The 17893-nt window shown below is 55.8% G+C and carries 19 protein-coding genes; 5 read left to right on the forward strand and 14 right to left on the reverse strand.

The annotated features are described in order from the left end of the window. Positions 1-24: 24 nt before the first annotated feature. Positions 25-777: a fumarate/nitrate reduction transcriptional regulator Fnr gene (fnr, locus tag KFJ24_RS01265; protein ID WP_250829270.1), complete on the reverse strand. Its 753-nt coding sequence runs from the start codon at positions 775-777 to the stop codon at positions 25-27. Positions 778-920: 143 nt separating this feature from the next. Then, positions 921-2129, reverse strand: a complete 1209-nt coding sequence (fabB, locus tag KFJ24_RS01270) for a beta-ketoacyl-ACP synthase I (RefSeq protein WP_250829271.1) — start codon at positions 2127-2129, stop codon at positions 921-923. A gap of 222 nt (positions 2130-2351) precedes the next feature. Here fabB and KFJ24_RS01275 point away from each other — a divergent pair, with 222 nt between their 5' ends. Next, complete coding sequence (locus KFJ24_RS01275; RefSeq protein WP_250829272.1) at positions 2352-2885, forward strand: DUF962 domain-containing protein; 534 nt, start codon at positions 2352-2354, stop codon at positions 2883-2885. A gap of 87 nt (positions 2886-2972) precedes the next feature. Continuing rightward, entirely contained in the window at positions 2973-3731 is a 759-nt protein-coding gene (locus KFJ24_RS01280; RefSeq protein ID WP_250829273.1) for an AraC family transcriptional regulator, read from the forward strand. Here the strand turns inward: KFJ24_RS01280 and ylqF are convergent. Continuing rightward, positions 3697-4620 carry a ribosome biogenesis GTPase YlqF gene (ylqF, locus tag KFJ24_RS01285; protein WP_250829274.1) on the reverse strand — a complete coding sequence of 308 codons (924 nt, stop codon included), beginning with the start codon at positions 4618-4620 and terminating at the stop codon, positions 3697-3699. The two genes, KFJ24_RS01280 and ylqF, sit on opposite strands and share 35 nt — an antisense overlap. 241 nt (positions 4621-4861) lie before the next feature. On the opposite strand from ylqF, the gene KFJ24_RS01290 reads away from it, so the two are divergent. Next, positions 4862-5326, forward strand: a complete 465-nt coding sequence (locus KFJ24_RS01290; RefSeq protein WP_250829275.1) for a Spy/CpxP family protein refolding chaperone — start codon at positions 4862-4864, stop codon at positions 5324-5326. Positions 5327-5425: 99 nt separating this feature from the next. On the opposite strand, the gene KFJ24_RS01295 is transcribed toward KFJ24_RS01290, so the two are convergent. The 9 genes from KFJ24_RS01295 to KFJ24_RS01335 all read right to left on the reverse strand — a co-directional run bounded on the left by KFJ24_RS01295 (position 5426) and on the right by KFJ24_RS01335 (position 15434). Next, positions 5426-7921, reverse strand: a complete 2496-nt coding sequence (locus KFJ24_RS01295) for an efflux RND transporter permease subunit (protein ID WP_250829276.1) — start codon at positions 7919-7921, stop codon at positions 5426-5428. A 48-nt stretch (positions 7922-7969) separates the two neighbouring features. Continuing rightward, the gene (locus KFJ24_RS01300) at positions 7970-9190 is read right to left on the reverse strand and encodes a methyl-accepting chemotaxis protein (protein WP_250829277.1); all 1221 of its coding nucleotides are present in this window, start codon (positions 9188-9190) and stop codon (positions 7970-7972) included. A gap of 8 nt (positions 9191-9198) precedes the next feature. Continuing rightward, positions 9199-10248, reverse strand: coding sequence for a lipoyl synthase (gene lipA, locus KFJ24_RS01305; RefSeq protein ID WP_250829278.1), 1050 nt, complete (start codon positions 10246-10248; stop codon positions 9199-9201). A gap of 128 nt (positions 10249-10376) precedes the next feature. After that, entirely contained in the window at positions 10377-11654 is a 1278-nt protein-coding gene (locus tag KFJ24_RS01310; RefSeq protein WP_250829279.1) for an O-acetylhomoserine aminocarboxypropyltransferase/cysteine synthase family protein, read from the reverse strand. A gap of 71 nt (positions 11655-11725) precedes the next feature. Then, positions 11726-12394 (reverse strand): DUF799 domain-containing protein, encoded by a 669-nt coding sequence (locus KFJ24_RS01315; protein WP_250829280.1) that lies wholly within the window; start codon positions 12392-12394, stop codon positions 11726-11728. Beyond that, on the reverse strand, positions 12391-12738 hold the full coding sequence (locus KFJ24_RS01320; RefSeq protein WP_250829281.1) for a DUF4810 domain-containing protein: 348 nt from the start codon (positions 12736-12738) through the stop codon (positions 12391-12393). The genes KFJ24_RS01315 and KFJ24_RS01320 overlap by 4 nt, the downstream gene beginning before the upstream one ends. Beyond that, positions 12731-13051, reverse strand: coding sequence for a hypothetical protein (locus KFJ24_RS01325; RefSeq protein WP_250829282.1), 321 nt, complete (start codon positions 13049-13051; stop codon positions 12731-12733). Before KFJ24_RS01325 ends, KFJ24_RS01320 begins: the two co-directional genes overlap by 8 nt. Beyond that, positions 13051-14016, reverse strand: a complete 966-nt coding sequence (locus tag KFJ24_RS01330; RefSeq protein ID WP_250829283.1) for a CsgG/HfaB family protein — start codon at positions 14014-14016, stop codon at positions 13051-13053. The genes KFJ24_RS01325 and KFJ24_RS01330 overlap by 1 nt, the downstream gene beginning before the upstream one ends. A gap of 203 nt (positions 14017-14219) precedes the next feature. Then, positions 14220-15434, reverse strand: coding sequence for a serine hydrolase domain-containing protein (locus KFJ24_RS01335; RefSeq protein ID WP_250829284.1), 1215 nt, complete (start codon positions 15432-15434; stop codon positions 14220-14222). Positions 15435-15563: 129 nt separating this feature from the next. On the opposite strand from KFJ24_RS01335, the gene KFJ24_RS01340 reads away from it, so the two are divergent. Together KFJ24_RS01340 and KFJ24_RS01345 are read left to right on the forward strand one after the other, a co-directional pair. Next, the gene (locus KFJ24_RS01340; RefSeq protein ID WP_250829285.1) at positions 15564-15896 is read left to right on the forward strand and encodes a DMT family transporter; all 333 of its coding nucleotides are present in this window, start codon (positions 15564-15566) and stop codon (positions 15894-15896) included. Positions 15897-16052: 156 nt separating this feature from the next. Then, positions 16053-16772 (forward strand): transporter substrate-binding domain-containing protein, encoded by a 720-nt coding sequence (locus KFJ24_RS01345; protein ID WP_250829286.1) that lies wholly within the window; start codon positions 16053-16055, stop codon positions 16770-16772. A gap of 40 nt (positions 16773-16812) precedes the next feature. Here the strand turns inward: KFJ24_RS01345 and KFJ24_RS01350 are convergent, their stop codons facing one another. Together KFJ24_RS01350 and KFJ24_RS01355 are read right to left on the reverse strand one after the other, a co-directional pair. Then, positions 16813-17214 carry a hypothetical protein gene (locus KFJ24_RS01350; RefSeq protein WP_250829287.1) on the reverse strand — a complete coding sequence of 134 codons (402 nt, stop codon included), beginning with the start codon at positions 17212-17214 and terminating at the stop codon, positions 16813-16815. A gap of 135 nt (positions 17215-17349) precedes the next feature. Beyond that, positions 17350-17811 (reverse strand): PACE efflux transporter, encoded by a 462-nt coding sequence (locus KFJ24_RS01355; protein WP_250829289.1) that lies wholly within the window; start codon positions 17809-17811, stop codon positions 17350-17352. Positions 17812-17893: the final 82 nt, after the last annotated feature.

The raw sequence follows: 17893 nt of genomic DNA on the forward strand, positions 1-17893 counted from the left end.
CAGCCGGCAGTTCAGCAGTTCTTACTAGCAACTCTGCTGGCGGGAAAACTCCCGGGTTACTAGCTGAAGGGCTTCGACATCCAGCAGCTCAACCTCACGGCCCCTCGCCTTGATGATTCCCTGGTTCTGGAAACGGGTAAATACCCGGCTGACGGTCTCGACGGCCAGGCCAAGGAAATTGGCAATATCGTTTCGGGCCATGGGCAGGCTGAAGTTGGTGCCTGACATCCGACGGCGCTGGAAGCGGCTTGAGAGTGACAGCAGCAGGGCGGCAATGCGCTCTTCAGCTGTGTTCTTGCTCAGCAGCATGGCCAACTGGTGGCTGTTCTGAATCTCCTGGCTCATCAGGCGATACATGTGGTGCTGAAGCTCTGGCAGCTTGCCGGTGAGCTCTTCGAGCTTGTCCACAGGAAACTCGCATACGCTTGTCCGCTCAAGTGCTTTGGCGGTGCAGGCGTAGTTTTCGCTGCTCATGCTGTCCAGCCCAACGAGCTCACCGGGCATGAAAAAGCCGGTGACCTGCTCTTCTCCACCTTCAGTAATGATCGATGTCTTGATTGACCCACTGCGCACTGCGAAACAGGAGCGAAAAGGCGTGCTCTGGTCGAAAATGTGTTCGCCACGATTGAATATCCGACCCTGCTGGACAATATCTTCCAGACTCTCCAGATCGTTTTCTTCAACGGCAAGCGGCAGGCAAAGGTTGCTCAGGCTGCAGGTGTGGCATGAGGCTTTCAGAGGGGAGGAAGCCTGACGGAATCGGATTGCTTGAGCCATAGCTGATGAACCGTCCAAATTGATTCATGTCAAAGTCGTACCATAATACGGATGAAAGTATTTGCCAACAGCCACGCCTGAGAACATGAGGGAAAAGCATGACTAACGGGCGGGCAGTAAGGCTCGCCCGTCAGTCATCAGGCTCACAGTTTTTCGAATACCAGTGAGGCGTTAGTGCCACCGAAGCCGAAGCTGTTGGACATGACTGTGTCCAGGCTGGCTTCTTGTGATTTTGGCCCGACCAGCGGCATGTTGCTGATCTTGTCGTCCACATCGTTCAGATTTGCGGTGCCGGAAATAAAGCCGTTCTGAAGCATCAGCAGGGAATAGATTGCTTCATGCACTCCCGCTGCGCCCAGGGAGTGCCCGGACAGGGACTTGGTGGAGGAAATGGGCGGAATGTCACTGCCGAAGGTATTCCGTACTGCGCCCATTTCCGCAACGTCGCCCACCGGGGTGCTGGTGCCATGTGCGTTGATGTACTGCACCTTGCCCCGGATGGTGGCCATGGCCTGATCCATGCAGCGCTGGGCGCCTTCACCCGAGGGTGCAACCATGTCATAGCCGTCAGAGGTTGCGCCGTAGCCTGTCAGTTCGGCAATAATGTTCGCCCCACGCTTCCTGGCGTGCTCCAGTTCTTCCAGTACTACCATGCCACCACCGCCGGCAATGACGAACCCGTCGCGACCGCCGTCAAACGGGCGCGAAGCTGTTTCCGGGGCGTCGTTGTATTTGGTGGAAAGTGCACCCATGGCATCGAACATCATGGTCAGGCTCCAGTCCTCTTCTTCACCGCCGCCGGCAAACACGATGTCCTGCTTGCCGGACTGGATCTGCTCCATGGCGTGGCCGATACAGTGTGCGCTGGTGGCGCAGGCGGAGGACATGGAGTAGTTCACGCCACGAATCTTGTAGGCGGTGGCCAGGCAGGCAGAGACGGTGCTGGTCATGATGCGGGGAACCATATAGGGCCCGATGCGTTTGACCCCTTTCTCACGCATGATGTCGGTAGCCTCGACCTGACTGGAGCAGGAAGCACCGCCCGAACCGGCGATCAGCCCCGTGCGGTCGTTGGAAATCAGGTCCTCCGTCAGACCTGCCTGAGCGATGGCCTGCTCCATGGACAGGTAGCTATACATCGCTGAAGGGCCCATGAATCGTCGAACCTTGCGATCAATGACCGACGTATCCACGTCCGGCGAACCGGCAACCTGGCTCCGAAACCCCATCTCCTTGTAGGTATTGTTAAAGCGGATGCCGGATTTGCCGTTTTTCAGGCTATCCAGAACCTCATCCAGAGAGTTCCCGAGGCATGAAATAATGCCCATACCGGTGACGACAACGCGTCTCATACATTCCTCCTTCCTGGCCCCGCCCGAAATGGCGAAGCCCTGCGATCAATGACGTTATTTAACAGTTTATGCCCTTTGGCCGCCGTGCGATATTTGACCTTGGTAAGGGGAGGATGTCGGGTTTGCTGTTCTTTAAAGGTCGATAGCTGTTACGTACAAGGCCTTTGGGCGCGGACGCGGGTAAACTGATGGAAATCAAATAGAACAATCAGGAGAATTCCGATGCGATCATTGTCTCAGTTTCTGAATGATTACGGAGACAGTCACCAGAATCCGCTCAACCAGTGGATTCATATTGTTTGCGTTCCTGCGATTCTGATTTCTACCCTGGGACTGCTCTGGCTCATACCCATCGGCAACTGGCTGGGCCTGAGCGGGACCGTGGCTGAATGGGTGAATGGGGCGACCCTGCTGGCTGCGTTGTCCGGCATTGTCTATCTGCGTTTGTCCATCGGTGTGTTCGTGTTGATGGCGGGCTGGTTCGCGCTGTCGGCCTGGATTATTCAAAGCGTGCTTTCCGCCGGCTGGTCGTTGTTCTGGACAAGCCTGGTGGTGTGGCTGGTGGCCTGGGCCATTCAGGTGTATGGGCACAAAGTGGAGGGCAAGAAACCTTCTTTTGTGGAGGACCTGGTTTTTCTGTTGATCGGGCCGATTTTTGTCAGTGTTGAGTTCGCCGCGAAACTCGGAATCCCCGTTCCCCATGCCCAGGGTACTCATGGAAAGCACAATCAGGGTGGCCCGGTTCAGGGGCACTAAGTTCCAGACCTTCACCTGGGGGGCTGGAGAAAATACCGGTCTGGGTTATCCTTTGGGCACGAAAAACACTCTCTAACCGGCCCGAGTATGCAGCATTTGCCCCAAGGTACGCTCTTTCTCTGGCCCGATCACTGGCAAGTAATCGGGCGGCTGATGTCGAATCGCCTGCATAAACACATCAGCGCTTCCTGGCTGGTTGGCCTTGATGGTGATTTTCGTCTGCAGGTGGACGGACGCTGGCGCACCACCTCTGCGGCATTGGTGGCGCCGGATGTAGCGCAGTCGCTCGAGCCTGGTAACACGCATATGTGGTGTGCACAGCTGGACCCGGACAGCCGTTACTGGCGGGCGCTAAAGCATCACCTCAAGGACGAGTGCACGGCCGACATAAGGGTGCCGAAAGCGTGTCTGCCGGCCATAGAGGAAGGTTCCTGTGGTGGTATTGAGCAGGCCATGATGACGGCCGTTGAGGCGCTAGGGAGGCCGCCGGAGCGGCTCGACCCGAGAGTGCAGAAGATCTGCGACCAACTGAGGGCGGAGTTGCCGGAGAAAGTCGAGGTTCAGTTACTGGCGGATTCGGTCGGACTGTCGTCTTCCCGCCTCAGCCACCTGTTCCGGCAGCAAACCGGAGTGCCGCTGCGGCGTTTTCTCTTGCACCTGAAAATGAACCGCGTGCTTGCTCACTGGGAAGCGGGCAAATCCATGTCCAGGCTGGCACTGGAAGCCGGCTTCTATGACCAGCCCCATTTTGTACGTACCGCCCGGGAGATGTTCGATGCTTTGCCGTCGGAATATGTGACGACAGGCTGGTTCAGCGTTTGCCGCTGCGCTTCTTCTTGCCCTTAGCCTCTTCTCTTTCGGCTTTCTCGGCTTCCGCTACGGCGGCTTCCCTCGTCTCTTTCTCTACCATTTCCGGCGTTTCCAGGGAAATACGGCCAAGGGTGCCGGCACGAAATTCATTGAGAAGCACTTCCGAGACCTTGTGCAAATCCGGGACGCCACCACGGCCAAAGAAGCGACGCTTGGCGGCAATGCCATCCATCAGCCCCAGTCCGTCTTCTGGTAACTCGTCAAATCCATAACGGGCCTTCACCAATTCCGGATAGGCGTGCAACAGATACTCGGCCTCAAACAGGGCGACATCCTCAAAGTCCAGGACTGAACTGCGAATGGCGCCCGTTACTGCCAGGCGATAGCCGCAGGCTTCCGGTGACAGCTTGGGCCAGAGGAAGCCCGGCGTATCGTAGAGCAGGATGTTGTTTGGAAGCTTGATCGCCTGCTGGGCCCTGGTGACCGCTGGCTCATTACCGGTCTTTGCGGCCGGGCGCCCGGCGAGAGTGTTGATGATGGTGGATTTTCCAACGTTCGGAATGCCCAGGATCATCACCCGCAGAGCGCTCTTCTGGCGATCGTGGTCCGGAGTCATCTCCTCAGCCAGCTTCAGGATACCCAGTGCCTCGTTGCGCTGGTTATGAGTGAGCGTAATCGTCCTTACCCCCCGCTCCTTCTCCAGCCATGTTTGCCACTGCTCGGTAATGTCCGGGTCGGCCAGATCCCGTTTGTTGAGCACCCTGATCAGTGGGGTGTCACCACGAAGGGCGGGCACCAGCGGGTTTTCGCTGCTGAAAGGGATGCGCGCATCAAGAACCTCAATAATGAGGTCCATCTGCGGCATGACCTGTTTGATCTCCTTTCGGGCTTTGTGCATATGCCCTGGAAACCAGTTAATTGCCATCTCGTATACTCCGGCTGTCGTTGAACGGCGCCATTATGAAGGGGAATGACCAAACTTTCACATTTGTTTAAATCCGCGTGTGTGGCGGCCTGTGAGTGGTGATAGTGAGAAATATGTACAAAAAGAGGGGCCATCGGGGTGAAAAACGACGCCATGATGTTTTAGGGTGTACAACCTGAATCATGAAACCAACGCATATCGGTGGTTTTCAGAACGCACCACCTTGTTAACGGAGAAGTTTATGAAGCTCGCAAAACTCTTTGGTACCGCTCTTGTTGCACTCAGCCTGTCTGCGCCTGCAGTGGCACAACAGGCGGCCGGCGGTCAGCCCGACCAGGTGGATCAGTTGGCGAAGATGGTTGGCCTGTCTGACGATCAGCAGACCGAGATCCGGGGCATCATCGATGAGATGCAGGGCACGATTGGTGAACTGCGTCAGGAGGCCCGTGCGCTTCAGCAGCAGATGCAGGCTGAGATCAAACCGGATTATGATGAAGACTCTATTCGTGAAAATGCGGAAGAGCTGGGCGATCTCACCGGAGAGATTGCAGCGCTCTCGACTCTGATGCAGGCAAAAGTGGATAACGTATTTACCCAAGAGCAGCGTGACACGCTGGAGCAGCGTATGAAGCAGATGCAGCAGCAGCGTCAGATGATGCAGCAGCAGCAAATGCAGCAGATGCAGCAACAACAGCAAGGACAGTGAGTTAGCTCACTCTCTGGCTGATATGGAAAAGGGCCGCTTCCTCGGAAGCGGCCCTTTTTTGTGTTTATAGCCTGCGAATTGCCCGGGGCAATATCGACACTATGCCTGAGTGCCCGTGCCAAATGGCTTGACCAGAATGATCAGTCGGGGCAGCAGGGTCAGCGCCCCCAGAAGAGCCATCAGCATAGCGAAACCGGTGAACAGCCCAAAATAAATAGTCGGGATGAAATTCGATAGCACCAGTATCGAGAACCCGGAGATAATGGTCAGGGACGTGTAAAACATTGCCTTGCCAATACTACGGTGGCAACGGTGCATGGTGGCGAGGTAGTTGCCATCTTTTTCAAACTCGGTTTTGAAACGATGGATGTAGTGGATGGTGTCGTCTACGGCGATGCCGACCGTGATCGCCGCCACGGTGATGGTCATCATGTCCAGGGGAATGTTGAGCCAGCCCATCAGGCCCAGAACGGACCCCGCTGCGATGAGATTGGGCGCTATACCGATCAGGGCCAGTTTCAGCGAACGGAACAGCAGCAGGAACATGGCCATGATGGACAGAAACACAACGCCGATGGTCTTGATCTGGGAATCAAACAGACTCTGCAGCATGTTGTTGTACATCACCGTCATGCCCGCAAACAGTATCTGATCCTGACTGTAACCCAGCTCTGTGGTCAGGTGTTTGCGAATCCGGTCGAGCAGCGCCTGACGCCGCAGCTCCGGCATGGTTTCCAGAATGCGGATGCTGAAGCGCGCCTGGTCATGTTCCTCTGATATGTAAGGCGTAAGCAGGATGTCCTGCAGGTCATCCGGCACCGCGGCAGGTACGAATGCCAGCTCAAGCGCATCAAGGCGTTCGCCCTGGTTAACCTTGGCCAGGACATCCAGCGTGGTGTTGATTGAGAGTACCTTGCCAGTTTCCGGCAGGCTGTCCAGGTAGTTATGCACCTTCTCCAGCTGGTTCATTTTCTGGTAGGTGTACCAGGTATCCCGGTACTCCTCTTCATCACCGCAATCTTCCACGAATGGGTCGCAGCCACTGGCGAACGGGTCTCCATCAGCGCCGGCATTCTGTGGAGGCTGATCATCGGTAATGACAACATCCAATGGAGTGGTTCCGCCCAGTCGGTTGTCGATGGTGATCATACCCTGGTGGATTTCGGTGGAAGCCTTGAAATAGTCGATGAAGCTGTTTTCCACTGTCAGCCTGTTCACACCAAACGCACACAACACGGCAATCACCGCCGAGCCAACCAGGACGGTTTTACCGAAGCGCTCCGTGAAGCGTGCGAAGGCGTCGGTAAACGGAACCCGGTCTGAGTCAGCGCGTTTGTCCAGCGGCGGCGGTAAGAGTGTCAGAAGAGCGGGGAAGACGATGAACGTGATCAGGAAAGCGACCGTCAGGCCGAGGGTCATCATCCAGCCAAAGTCGATTACCGGGCGGATACCGCTGAATGTGAGGGATCCGAACGCAACGATGGTAGTGATGGCCATATAGAAGCAGGGTTTGACCATGGCCATAACAGTGCGACGCAGTATGTCCCCGGGGCTCGCCCCTGGCTCGTCGGACTGGAACTCACGATAGCGGACAATCAGGTGAATTGTCAGCGACAGGGTCATGATCAGTAGCAGTGAAATGAAGTTGGATGAAATCACCGTCACCGGCCACTGGGCCCAGCCCAGGAAACCTACCATCAGCCATACGGTAAAACTGCAGCATAACAGCGGTACTAACACCCATCGCCATTGGCGGAAGATGATGGCGAGCGTCAGTAGCAGGAATGCGAGTACTCCGAACCCGAAAGTCGACAAATCGTTCTCTATGAAGCGGATCATGTCCGCAACAATCATGGGCACGCCACCAAGATGGATCTCGGCCTGGTCCCGGTACTGCTCAAGAATGCTGCGAACCTGGCGAATGGTGGCATCGCGATCTTCACCGAGCGCTTCGGTGAAGCTTATGAAAGATGCCTTCACCGCTTCCAGTTGTTGCAGTTCGGCTTCCGAGGCGCTACCTGAATCAGCCTTGTCCCGTAGTCTGTTGCGTTCTTTGAGCAGTTCGAAATAGCGGTCTGGTGTGGGCAGGTTGACCTGGATGGCGGTTGTCCCGGCGTCCTCACTGATCAGCAGATTGGGGTAGAGCGGATTGCTGAGCAGTGCATCGCGAGCGGTTTCCGGTGAAACTTCATCGCTGTCCAGCGTCTTGATTTCGGTGTCGACTGTATCCAGAGTCAGGTCCGGGCTGTGCAGCAGCGGTACATTCAGAATGCTGTTGGTGGAGCCTACGGCCTCCAGGCGCTGCAGTTCATCACGCAGATTCCGCAAGCGGGTGAGGCCCTGTTCCGAGAAAAGTTCGCTGTCCGGTGAGTAGGTAACTATCAGGAAGTCGTCGGAAGTTGTAAAGCGGCGGTTCACCTGGCGGTATTGTTCCAGGGAACGATCATTCTCCAGCACCAGAGATTCAGCGGAGGCATCCAGCCGGAACTGGCCGAATTTAACCGCGGCCAACGCCAGTAAAAGGCCGAATACGGCCAGAACAATAACCGGATGGGGGAGGATCAGTCGATCGTAAAGGGTGCGGAAACGATTCATCAAGTGACAACTCTGCTACAAAAACGAGTGCAGAGTGTGCCACAAACCTCAGTGAACTGTGACCTTTGACGATGCCTCTTCCAGGGAACCGATCAGGTGCTTCAGGCGTTGCGCCATGTCTGCGCTCTCCGCGAGCTGGGTGACCATGCTCTGGGTGGCTTCCCGTATACCCTGGACGTTGGCCAGAGCGCCGTCAGTTCCGGCCGTCTGGTCGGCGGACACATTTGCAATCTCCCGGTTCGTCCGGTCGATCCGGCTAACCACCTCATTGATGGCTTCAAGAGCCCGGCGCCCCTCTTCAGATTCATCCACGCAGCGGGTGGCATCCTCGGAGCTGCCTGTCATCTGGCGAACCGCTGTGCCCATGGCGCTTAGCAGGCGGTCGATGGTTTTCTGGATCTGGTCAGTGGAGTCCTGCACCCGCTGGGCAAGACTGCGAACCTCATCGGCGACCACGGCAAAACCACGGCCCTGATCACCTGCACGAGCTGCTTCAATCGCAGCGTTCAGTGCAAGCAGGTTTGTCTGCTCAGCAATGCCCTTGATTTCAGCCACAGCGTGGCTGATTTCATGGCTGTTTGCAGCAAGGGCTTCTACGCTGCTGGCGGAACTGCTGACAACGTCGGCCAGTTTGCGAATGCTGTCGGCACTTTGCCCAACCCTTTCACTGCCGTCTACGGCGGCATCCCGGGCTTCGTGGGAGAGGGTTTTGGCGATACCGGCCTGCTCTGCAATGCCGGAAAAGCTCTGGAGCATGGTTTCGATCACTTCGACTGAACGGTCTGCGCCCGCCTGTTGGCGATCCAGATCACCCGAGCGCGCCTCTGCAGCATTGGTAAGCTCGTTTACTTCACTGTGCAGGCGCTCAACTGCTTCTTTCATGCTCTTGACCACGACAACGGTACGATCCTGCATGGCATTGAAGGCGCTGGCCATTTCACCGATCTCGTCGGTGGAATCAACGTCGGCGCGCTGGCTGAGATTGCCCGAGGCCTGAACCGAGACCATGGTGTCTTTCAGGCGATTAACGTGCCGTTCAATGAAGGAGATCAAAAGCTGGGAACCGGCCATTTCCAGAACCATCAGCACTGAGACCACCAGTGCAAAGCCTGGCGCGGTCTCGGAAAACACGGCGCCGAAGGTATCGCCGGTTTTTTCCGAGAGGATCTGCATGGCGTAGAGCACAAGTAGGCAGAGAACTGCAAAGACGACAATGTTCAGCAACCAGAATTTGTACTTCAGCCGGGCATTCCGCAGCAGTGTCAGCATAGTGGATCTCAGTCGATAGCCTTCACCGGAATCTGCATGGCGTCGGAGGCTGGCGGCACCTCTGGGACTGCCAGGCCGAGGTTGTTCTGATCAAAGACCTTGTCCGCGCGGTAGCTGGAGCGAACCATGGGGCCGGACGGCACTTCCATGAAGCCTTTCTGCAGACCAATCTCGCGGTAACGATTGAACTCTTCCGGCGTGACGTAGCTCTCGACTGGCAGGTGGTTCGGGGTGGGTCTGAGGTATTGGCCGAGGGTAAGAATGTCCACACCAATGGCGCGCAGATCGTCCATGGTTTCGAGGATTTCTTCCTCGGTTTCACCGAGGCCCAGCATCAGGCTGGTTTTGGTGAGCACATCGGGACGGTGCTTTTTGGCGTGCTCCAGCACGCTCAGGGTTTTTTCGTAACCGGCGCGCGGATCCCGAACTCGACTGGTGAGGCGTTTGACGGTCTCCACGTTCTGAGCGAATACGTCCAGGCCGGAATCCACCACCTTTTCAACGTGCGCCATCACTGCATCAAAATCCGGGGTGAGGGCTTCTACGGCCACTTCCGGAGTGCGCTGTTTAATGGCGGAGACGCAGGCGGCGTAATGGGCGGCGCCTCCATCATCCAGGTCGTCACGGTCTACAGATGTCAGCACGATGTAGCGCAAGCCCATCAGTTCGACGGACTTCGCGGTATTTTCCGGCTCTTCGTGGTCCAGCCAGCCTTTCGGATTGCCGGTATCCACTGCGCAAAATTTGCAGGCCCGGGTGCAGACAGAGCCCATAACCATGATAGTAGCGGTGCCGGCGGTCCAGCATTCCCCGATGTTGGGACAGTGGGATTCCTGGCAGACGGTGCTCAGGCGATGTTCGCTGACATTCTTGCGTACCGCTTCGTAGCGCTCGCCTCCGGGCATGCGTGCCCGTAGCCATTTCGGCTTCCGCTCAACCTTGCTGGCTTCCGTGCTCTCGCCAGATGACCGCTTGATGCCATCCTTGATGGCTGAAAAGCCATGCTCATTGCGGAATTTGGAACCACTGGTGACGCGGGGTTTTGCACTGTCGCTCATTGCAACGGGACTCTCGTTAAGACTTCGGGAACATTAAAGAATAAAGGGCCGGAAGGGGAGATACAAGGCGGGTAAGGGCAATCACGGGGATGCCGGGCACGACTTTCGTCGCACCCGGTTGATGTTTGTCAGGCCTGGGCCGCGTCCAGTGCCTGGGTAACATCGGCAATGATGTCATCCACGTGCTCAATGCCAATGGACAGGCGCACCAGATCTTCGCTCACACCTGCGCTCTCAAGCTCTTCCGGGCTCAGCTGACGATGCGTGGTTGTTGCCGGGTGACAGGCCAGGGATTTGGCATCGCCAATATTCACCAGGCGGTAAATTAGCTGCAGCGCATCAATGAACTTCGCGCCGGCTTCCCGGCCGCCCTTGATGCCAAAGCTGAGAATGCCGGAGGCCTTGCCGCCACAGATTTTGTCACAGGTTGCCTTGAACGGGCTGTTGGCGAGTGTCGCGTAGTTCACCCACTCCACGGACGGATGATCCTGAAGGAAATTTGCGACTTTCTCGGCGTTCTCGCAGTGACGCTCCATCCGCAGTGACAGTGTCTCGAGCCCCTGCATGATCAGGAACGCGTTGAATGGTGACAGAGCGGCACCCGTGTTCCGCAGCGGAACAACACGGCAGCGGCCGATAAAGGCAGCAGGGCCGAGCGCTTCGGTATACACCACACCGTGGTAGGAGGGGTCCGGCTCGTTCAGCATCGGGAATTTGTCGGCGCTCGCCTTCCAGTCGAATTTACCGGAATCCACCACCACGCCTGCGACAGTGGTGCCGTGACCGCCGATGTATTTGGTCAGGGAGTGCACCACGATGTCAGCGCCATGTTCGAACGGACGACACAGGAAGGGCGTCGCCACGGTGTTATCGACAATCAGCGGAATACCATGCTTGTGGGCAATATCGGCCCAGCGCTGGAGGTCTACGACATTGCCTGCCGGGTTGCCGATGGACTCGCAGAACAGCGCACGCGTGTTCTCATCAATGGCGTTCTCAACGGCGTCGAAATCGTCATGGCGAACCATGCGGCAGTCGATTCCCTGGTTGGGCAGGGAATGGGCAAACAGGTTGTAGGTGCCGCCATACAGTTGACTCGTGCTGACGATGTTGTTGCCTACTTTGCAGATGGTCTGAAGGGCGTAAGTGATGGCTGCCATACCGGACGCCAGTGCCAATGCGCCAATGCCCCCTTCCAGTTGCGCCATCCGCTCTTCAAGAACACCGTTAGTCGGGTTCATGATGCGGGTGTAGATGTTGCCCTGAACCTTCAGATCGAAAAGATCGGCACCGTGCTGGGTGTCATCGAAGGTATAGGAAGTGGTCTGGTAGATAGGGGTGGTCGCCGCGTGGGTAGTCGGGTCGCCGTTAAAGCCTGCGTGGAGGGCCAGAGTTTCGAGTTTCATCACAACTTCCTTGATGGTTGGTTGTTTGAGTTGTTGGTTTCTTAGCCTGGCCTGAGCCAGATTTTCATTGCCTACTGTGCTGAGTTTAGTTGCTTATAGTACTGATCGTACACAGGACTGTATGGCCCGGGCGGGATGCCATTCGCACCGTTAAACGCCGATGCGTTCGCCTGACGGGTAAGCGGCAGATAGTTCGGATCAGCCCTTTCAAGTGCTGCCGTCACAGCCATCGATATAAGGTCGAACAGCGGACTACCGCTACTGTTGTTATCCGGTGTGTAGGTCATTCGTTGGCGAGCGATCCAAAGTTCGGCACCGTCAGCATTAACGATTCGGTACTCGAAATCCACCTCCGTTGTGGTGCTCAGCAGCATATATTTTGACGTCCACTCGTGAATGATGACATAGAGAATAGCGTCAGCTTTGAACAGGTTTGCCAGCTGTTCTGGCGGTGCTGCATGAGCTTCTGCGGGTTCATAATACCCTTCATATTCGAGAAGCGTTTTGACCGTGTTGACCGGAAAAACGTAGTAGCCTTTTTCCCCCAGATAGTAAGGGAGCGTGGCAAGGACGGAGGTTGTTCCCTGAACGTCTGTGGTCTCGTTGACCGGGGGAAGAACCAGGATAGACCTCGGCGCGGCATCATGGAACGCATTAAGGCGATTGGAGTCACCGGTTGTCGCGCAGCCCGCGGCCAGGCAAAGGGCGAACAGAGCCAGGCAAAGCTTGATCAACTTCATTGTCTGGCCTCCAGGTTTTTAATCAGCATGCCGAGCATGGGTTGGCTCTCGGGCCAGGCTTCGTATTCCATTTTGTAGTACTTGATCGCTTCCCCGACCTTCCCCTGCTCCAGCATGAACGTGCCAGCCTCGGCAAAAAGGCCGGGGGCGATCGGATGCTGAGGCGTCCCGCCTGTCTCTACGAATTCGAGATAATTATTCAGTGCTTCTTCCTTCAGGGCCGGGTCGTGGTAGACGATGAAAAGTGTTTCCTGGTAATGCCCCCAGTCATAGAGGCCCTGATTGGTTGCGCATCCGGAGAGAAGAATGAGCGTTGTGCTCAACGCTAAAACTCTCTTATTCATAGTTTCCCACCTTCAGAATCCGGTTTGAGCCCGCACCCAGATAGACCTCTTTCGCAAAAACCACCTTGCCGTCGGAAAAAAGTTCGATCTGGTGGGTGCCGTCAATAATCCTCAGCAGGTTCTCTCCAGCCTGATACTGCCCAACGTAGCCGTACGAAATGCCATCAACACGGAGCTCATAGTATTCGGCGGCGATGGACGACAGTTCGAAGGCAAGCCCAGGGCGGTCATCAACGACCTGGGTGTTATGTGTGGGCGTCTGGACGCAAGCGGTCAGCGTGATGAGCACAAGCAGTGTGATAAGCGTCTTCATTAATTTTTCTCCTTAACCTGCAAATCTTTCAGGCCATAACCCTCCAGAGTGCCCTGGGAAACTTCGCCAAATGCCCCCTGGTCAAGAGGGTCGTCGCCAAACAGGCCAAGAACGGTTAGCTCGGCAATTTTTTTACCGGGCAAGGTAATGGTGGTACCGGTTGTTTGTGACTTGACCTTCTTTCCGCGGGTTTCGATGTCAAACGTCATTCCCTTTGCGACGCCCTGGCTTTCGCCACCGCTGATGTACACAAGGCCGTCTTCTTGTGCCAGCAAATCGGCAGTCCACGGTTTTTCGAGGAAAAGTCCGGTCATTTTGTCCACGGCTGCTGTAACCGCGGCGGCGATGGCCTGGTCATTCAGACTGCCGTCATAACCTGCGGCCGAGCCAAATCCCATGGTGCGGGCCTGTTCAGTCGAGGAGGAGCCGGAACCGGTTACTGAGGCGAATACCCTGCCTGTGGACACATCCACCAGTCGCAGATCCACGGTGGCTGTTGCTTCCTGTTTTTTGGACGATGACAAAAAACCGCGCTCGCCGGTGGTGGCGCGGCCGAACTGGGTGAGTGAACCAATCACCAGCGTATCGACACCGGTGATATTGATGTTCTGGCCTGAAAGCTCTGCTTCCTTGCTCAGGAGTTCAATATCTGGTCGCTCAAAAACCAGATAGCTTTCACTATTGCCCAGCGCCTGGAGAAACATGTCAGTAACTTTGTTGCCAAGCTGGTCCTCGGCTTCTGATCGCAACAGACTGCGGCCATAATTGGTCTCGTTGGAGAGGCGTCCGACCGCGATTTTTCGCTTGAGGCTCAGTTTTTCCGGTTTATTCGCTTCCAGGGCAGCCCGCTGTGCGGCCCGCTGTTGCTCTGCCGAAACCGCCGGCTCGACCTCTTTCATCTGGGGCGTTTGAGTTGCGCAGCCTGACAGCGCCCCAAGCATCAACCAGGGGATAATTTTTCTCATTAACTGGACTCCTTGGGTTTCATACATTGTGTGACTTCATAGCGACACAACACGCCTGATTCCGTGTCGGAAGGGGCAGTACAGGAATGGGGCCGAGCAGGGAGGGGCCTCAGTAAACCGGCTGCCATCCGTGACATCTTGCTAACTCCGATACTTTACAAGATACGTCAAAAGAAGAAAGCCCGCGTTTGCGGGCTCTTTTGTCAGACCAGGGCTCCGTAGACCAGCGCACGAAGTTCCTGGCGAATGGCATAGGATGACGATGGCATTAACTGGGTCATGAAAATGACGACCATATCCTCTTCCGGGTCTACAAAGAAATTGGTGCTGGCAAGACCGCCCCAGCCGTACTCGCCCACCGAGCCGTTGATGAGGGACCTGGCAACATCCGTTTTCACTGAAAAGCCCAGCCCGAATCCGCTTCCTTCGTATGGTGTTTCGCTGAATGCGCCAATCGACATTGCTGGCAGGTCCTGGTTGCCGGGCAGGTGGTTGCGACGCATGAACTCCAGGGTCTTGCGGCCGATGATGCGTTGTCCGCGGAATTCGCCGCCCTGACAAAGAGCCTGTGCAAAACAGTGGTAATCGTCCACCGTTGACACCAGCCCACCGCCACCAGACAGGAAGTTGGCAGGTCGCCGGTATGGGGACCGCTCTGGATCATCCTGCAGCTTCATGGTGTCGCCGGGCTGGTGCAGGTAGCAGGCGGCAAAGCGGGCCAACTGCTCATCGCGTACCTGAAAGCCGGTGTCTTCCATTCCCAGCGGCGCAAAGATGTGCTCATGGAAGTAGTCGTCCAGGGGCTTATCTGCCAATAGCTGTACCAGGTAACCCACGACATCGGTGGAAACCGAATAGTTCCAGGCTGTTCCCGGTGAGAACTCCAGAGGCAGTTCGGTCAGTCGTTCTATCAGTCTGTCGAGAGTCAGGTGTCCGCCTCCGTCGAGCTTCAGTTCGCGATAGGCGGCGTCCAGGTTGGTCCGGTTGAGAAAACCGTAAGTCAGACCAGACATATGGGTGAGCAGGTCCCGAATGGTCATGGTGGTGGCTGCAGGTTCTGTTTCAAAATCCGGCCAGGTGCCAGACTTGCAGACCTGCAGGTTTTTCCAGGCCGGGATGTACTTGTGCACCGGGTCGTCCAGCAAAAAACGGCCTTGCTCATAGAGCTGCATCATGGCGATGGACGTGACTGGTTTGGTCATGGAGTAAACGCGGAAGATCGTGTCCCGTTGCGCAAGCTTGTTGCGTTCCACATCCATCAGGCCCTGGGCGTTGGTCCAGACCACTTTGCCGTGCCGTGCAACCAGCGTCACTGCGCAGGGCAGCTTGCCGGGTTGGATGTAGTTTTCGTCAAGATGACGAGTGATGCGTTCCAGTCGGTCGAGGGACAGGCCGGCAATGATGTTTGGTCCGGACATGGACAGCTCCTGTAAACAAAAGGTTGAGCTTAGTGTATTCCAATCGGGCCGTCTTCCATACGGAGATTCCCGGTTTCGTTTGACCGCGGAGAAAAGCACAATAGGCGGCCAATAGAGGGAGAGCTACAGATGTTGAACTGGATATTTCTGGCGTTGGCAATCGTTGGTGAAGTTGTCGCTACGTCTTCGCTTAAGGCCAGTGAGGGTTTTACCCGGTTGGCACCTTCGCTGGCTGCGATCATCGGTTATGGTGTGGCCTTCTACTTTCTTGCTTTGGCTCTCAGAACCATCCCCATTGGCACCGCCTACGCGATTTGGGCAGGCCTTGGCATTGTGTTGGTGGCGGCCGCCGGATGGCTGGTGTTCGCGCAGAAACTGGATGCCTGGGCGGTATTGGGCATGGGGCTGATTGTCTCTGGAGTGCTGGTGCTCAGTGTATTATCAAAATCGGCTGTTCACTGACGGTACTGATTTCCGAAACAATGGGCTCGCGGGTATACTCGACGGAACCGAGGAATTATTCATCAGAGCAGGGTGTCGGCCATATTCATGAGCCCTTCCAGAACGCTCGTAGCATCGTTTAGCTTGATCCTGCTTCTGGTTCTTGCGGAAACCAGCGTGGCTGACAGGTTACGTATTTTTGCGCCGGATCTGCCGAGCTCATCTGAGCCTGGTGGTGTCGGGCGAGACGCCGAGATCGTCAAACAGGTGTTGAAGGCTTGCGGTCACGATGCCGAGTTTGTGATTCAACCGTTTGGCAGGCATATCATCACTTATCGGCAATCCTCCGAGGGTGACGCCGTTATGACGGTTCCATTGGCAGCGGAACTTCCAGGCGCCTCCACGGCTGCGTATATCTGGTACCAGAATGGTGCGGTTTATGACGCGGACCGTATATCAGAAATCTCGGGTCTGCCGGATTTGTGGGGACTGGACGTCGTCACCTTCAAGGACGGGATCAGGCTGCTGGATTTGGGCGAGTTCGAGTCAAAATTCGGGTCATTGGTCGAAATTGCCAACCAGAGAATCCACTCTCACCTGTTGTTCCTTGGTCGGGTGGATGTGATTCTGGCTGATGGTTTGATTGTTGCCGAGGTCAACCGCCGAGTGCGAAAGTCAGAGAGCCTGATGGGGGCTGTGACAAAAGAGCATCGGTTCAGGTTTGCACCGATTTTCACCCCCGCGCCTTATAAGATGGTTTTTCGTGAGCCAGCATTGGCGAAGTCTTTCGATGAGTGCTTTGACATGGCATACGCCAATGACACCATTTACGAGATCAACCAAAAGTATATTGGCTCATTCCAGAATGAACTGGGTTATCGATACCTGGGGTTCTGATCGCCGTTCAGGAATGATTCGAGGCCATTCATTATCGTTTTCAGTTTTCGCTATGGAAAGCCCAGCCGATAACGGCCCAGTAGAGTACATATAAGAAGATCATCAGTGAACTGCAGAGTACTGCGGTGATCAGGGTCATCCCGAGTAAATACTGAGCCATCGGTACAAGCATAAGAAAGGTGATTACCTCGAATCCAAGGTAATTCATGAACCGAGTGATCCGCCCCTTTTTCGAACTTTGCCAGGCACCCTTGGCGTTCTGCCCCCATATCGGCTCATAGATGTAATCCCAGACCCTTGCAAAAAAGGTTGCGCCAACGGCAAACAGGAAAGCCCGGGGGATTGTTATTCCGCCGAACAGAAGAACGACAGGGGTGGCCAACGCTATGCCAAAGATATCGAACACGATCATTCGAAGCTGTGAAGGGAGGCTGTCGAACATCACTTACGCCCGCAGAGCGCCACCGAAAGGGGTGGCTACCTTGTCACAATAGCATGGTTGCAATGGTGTTCTAGAGTGCTGTTTTCTGGCCCAGACCAGAACCTGTCGCAGGTAAATTCCCCCGACGCAGTATGCTCATCTCTCACAGTAGTTACTGGCGTCTTCGGTAAGACTTTCGCCCCTGGCATCATTGTCCGGGAAGATCGTGTCATAACACCAGGTGAAAACGAACGTGTACAGCAGGTAAAAGGCGATGAACGCGAGATCGACCACCAGTGCCTCAAACAACCCGATCCCCATCCACCAGGCAATGATTGGCAGGAATGCCACCATCAGGCCCAGCTCGAAACTGATGGCGTGAAGGAACCGCAGCTTAATTGATTTGTGAGTGGAGCCGTTCAGCTTTTTCAACCCGAGATCAAACATGAGGTTGAAGACATAGTTCCAGACAGTTGCCAGGGTTGCCCCCACGACACCCAGGATTCCGGTTTTGCCCAGCTCGAAGCCGAACGCGAAAGCCGCCAGGGGGACAGAGAGCGTAATGCCGATGATTTCGAAAGAGATTGCCTGCCGGATTCTGTCTTTGGTGGTTCTCATGGTATCGATCCACTAAAACGGGTCGTCCCGCATAAAAATCCCTGAATGGGTGAGGTCGTCCTCAGAGGGCTAATTATCCACG

This window comes from Marinobacter sediminum (assembly GCF_023657445.1).
GTDB classification, from domain to species: domain Bacteria; phylum Pseudomonadota; class Gammaproteobacteria; order Pseudomonadales; family Oleiphilaceae; genus Marinobacter; species Marinobacter sediminum_A.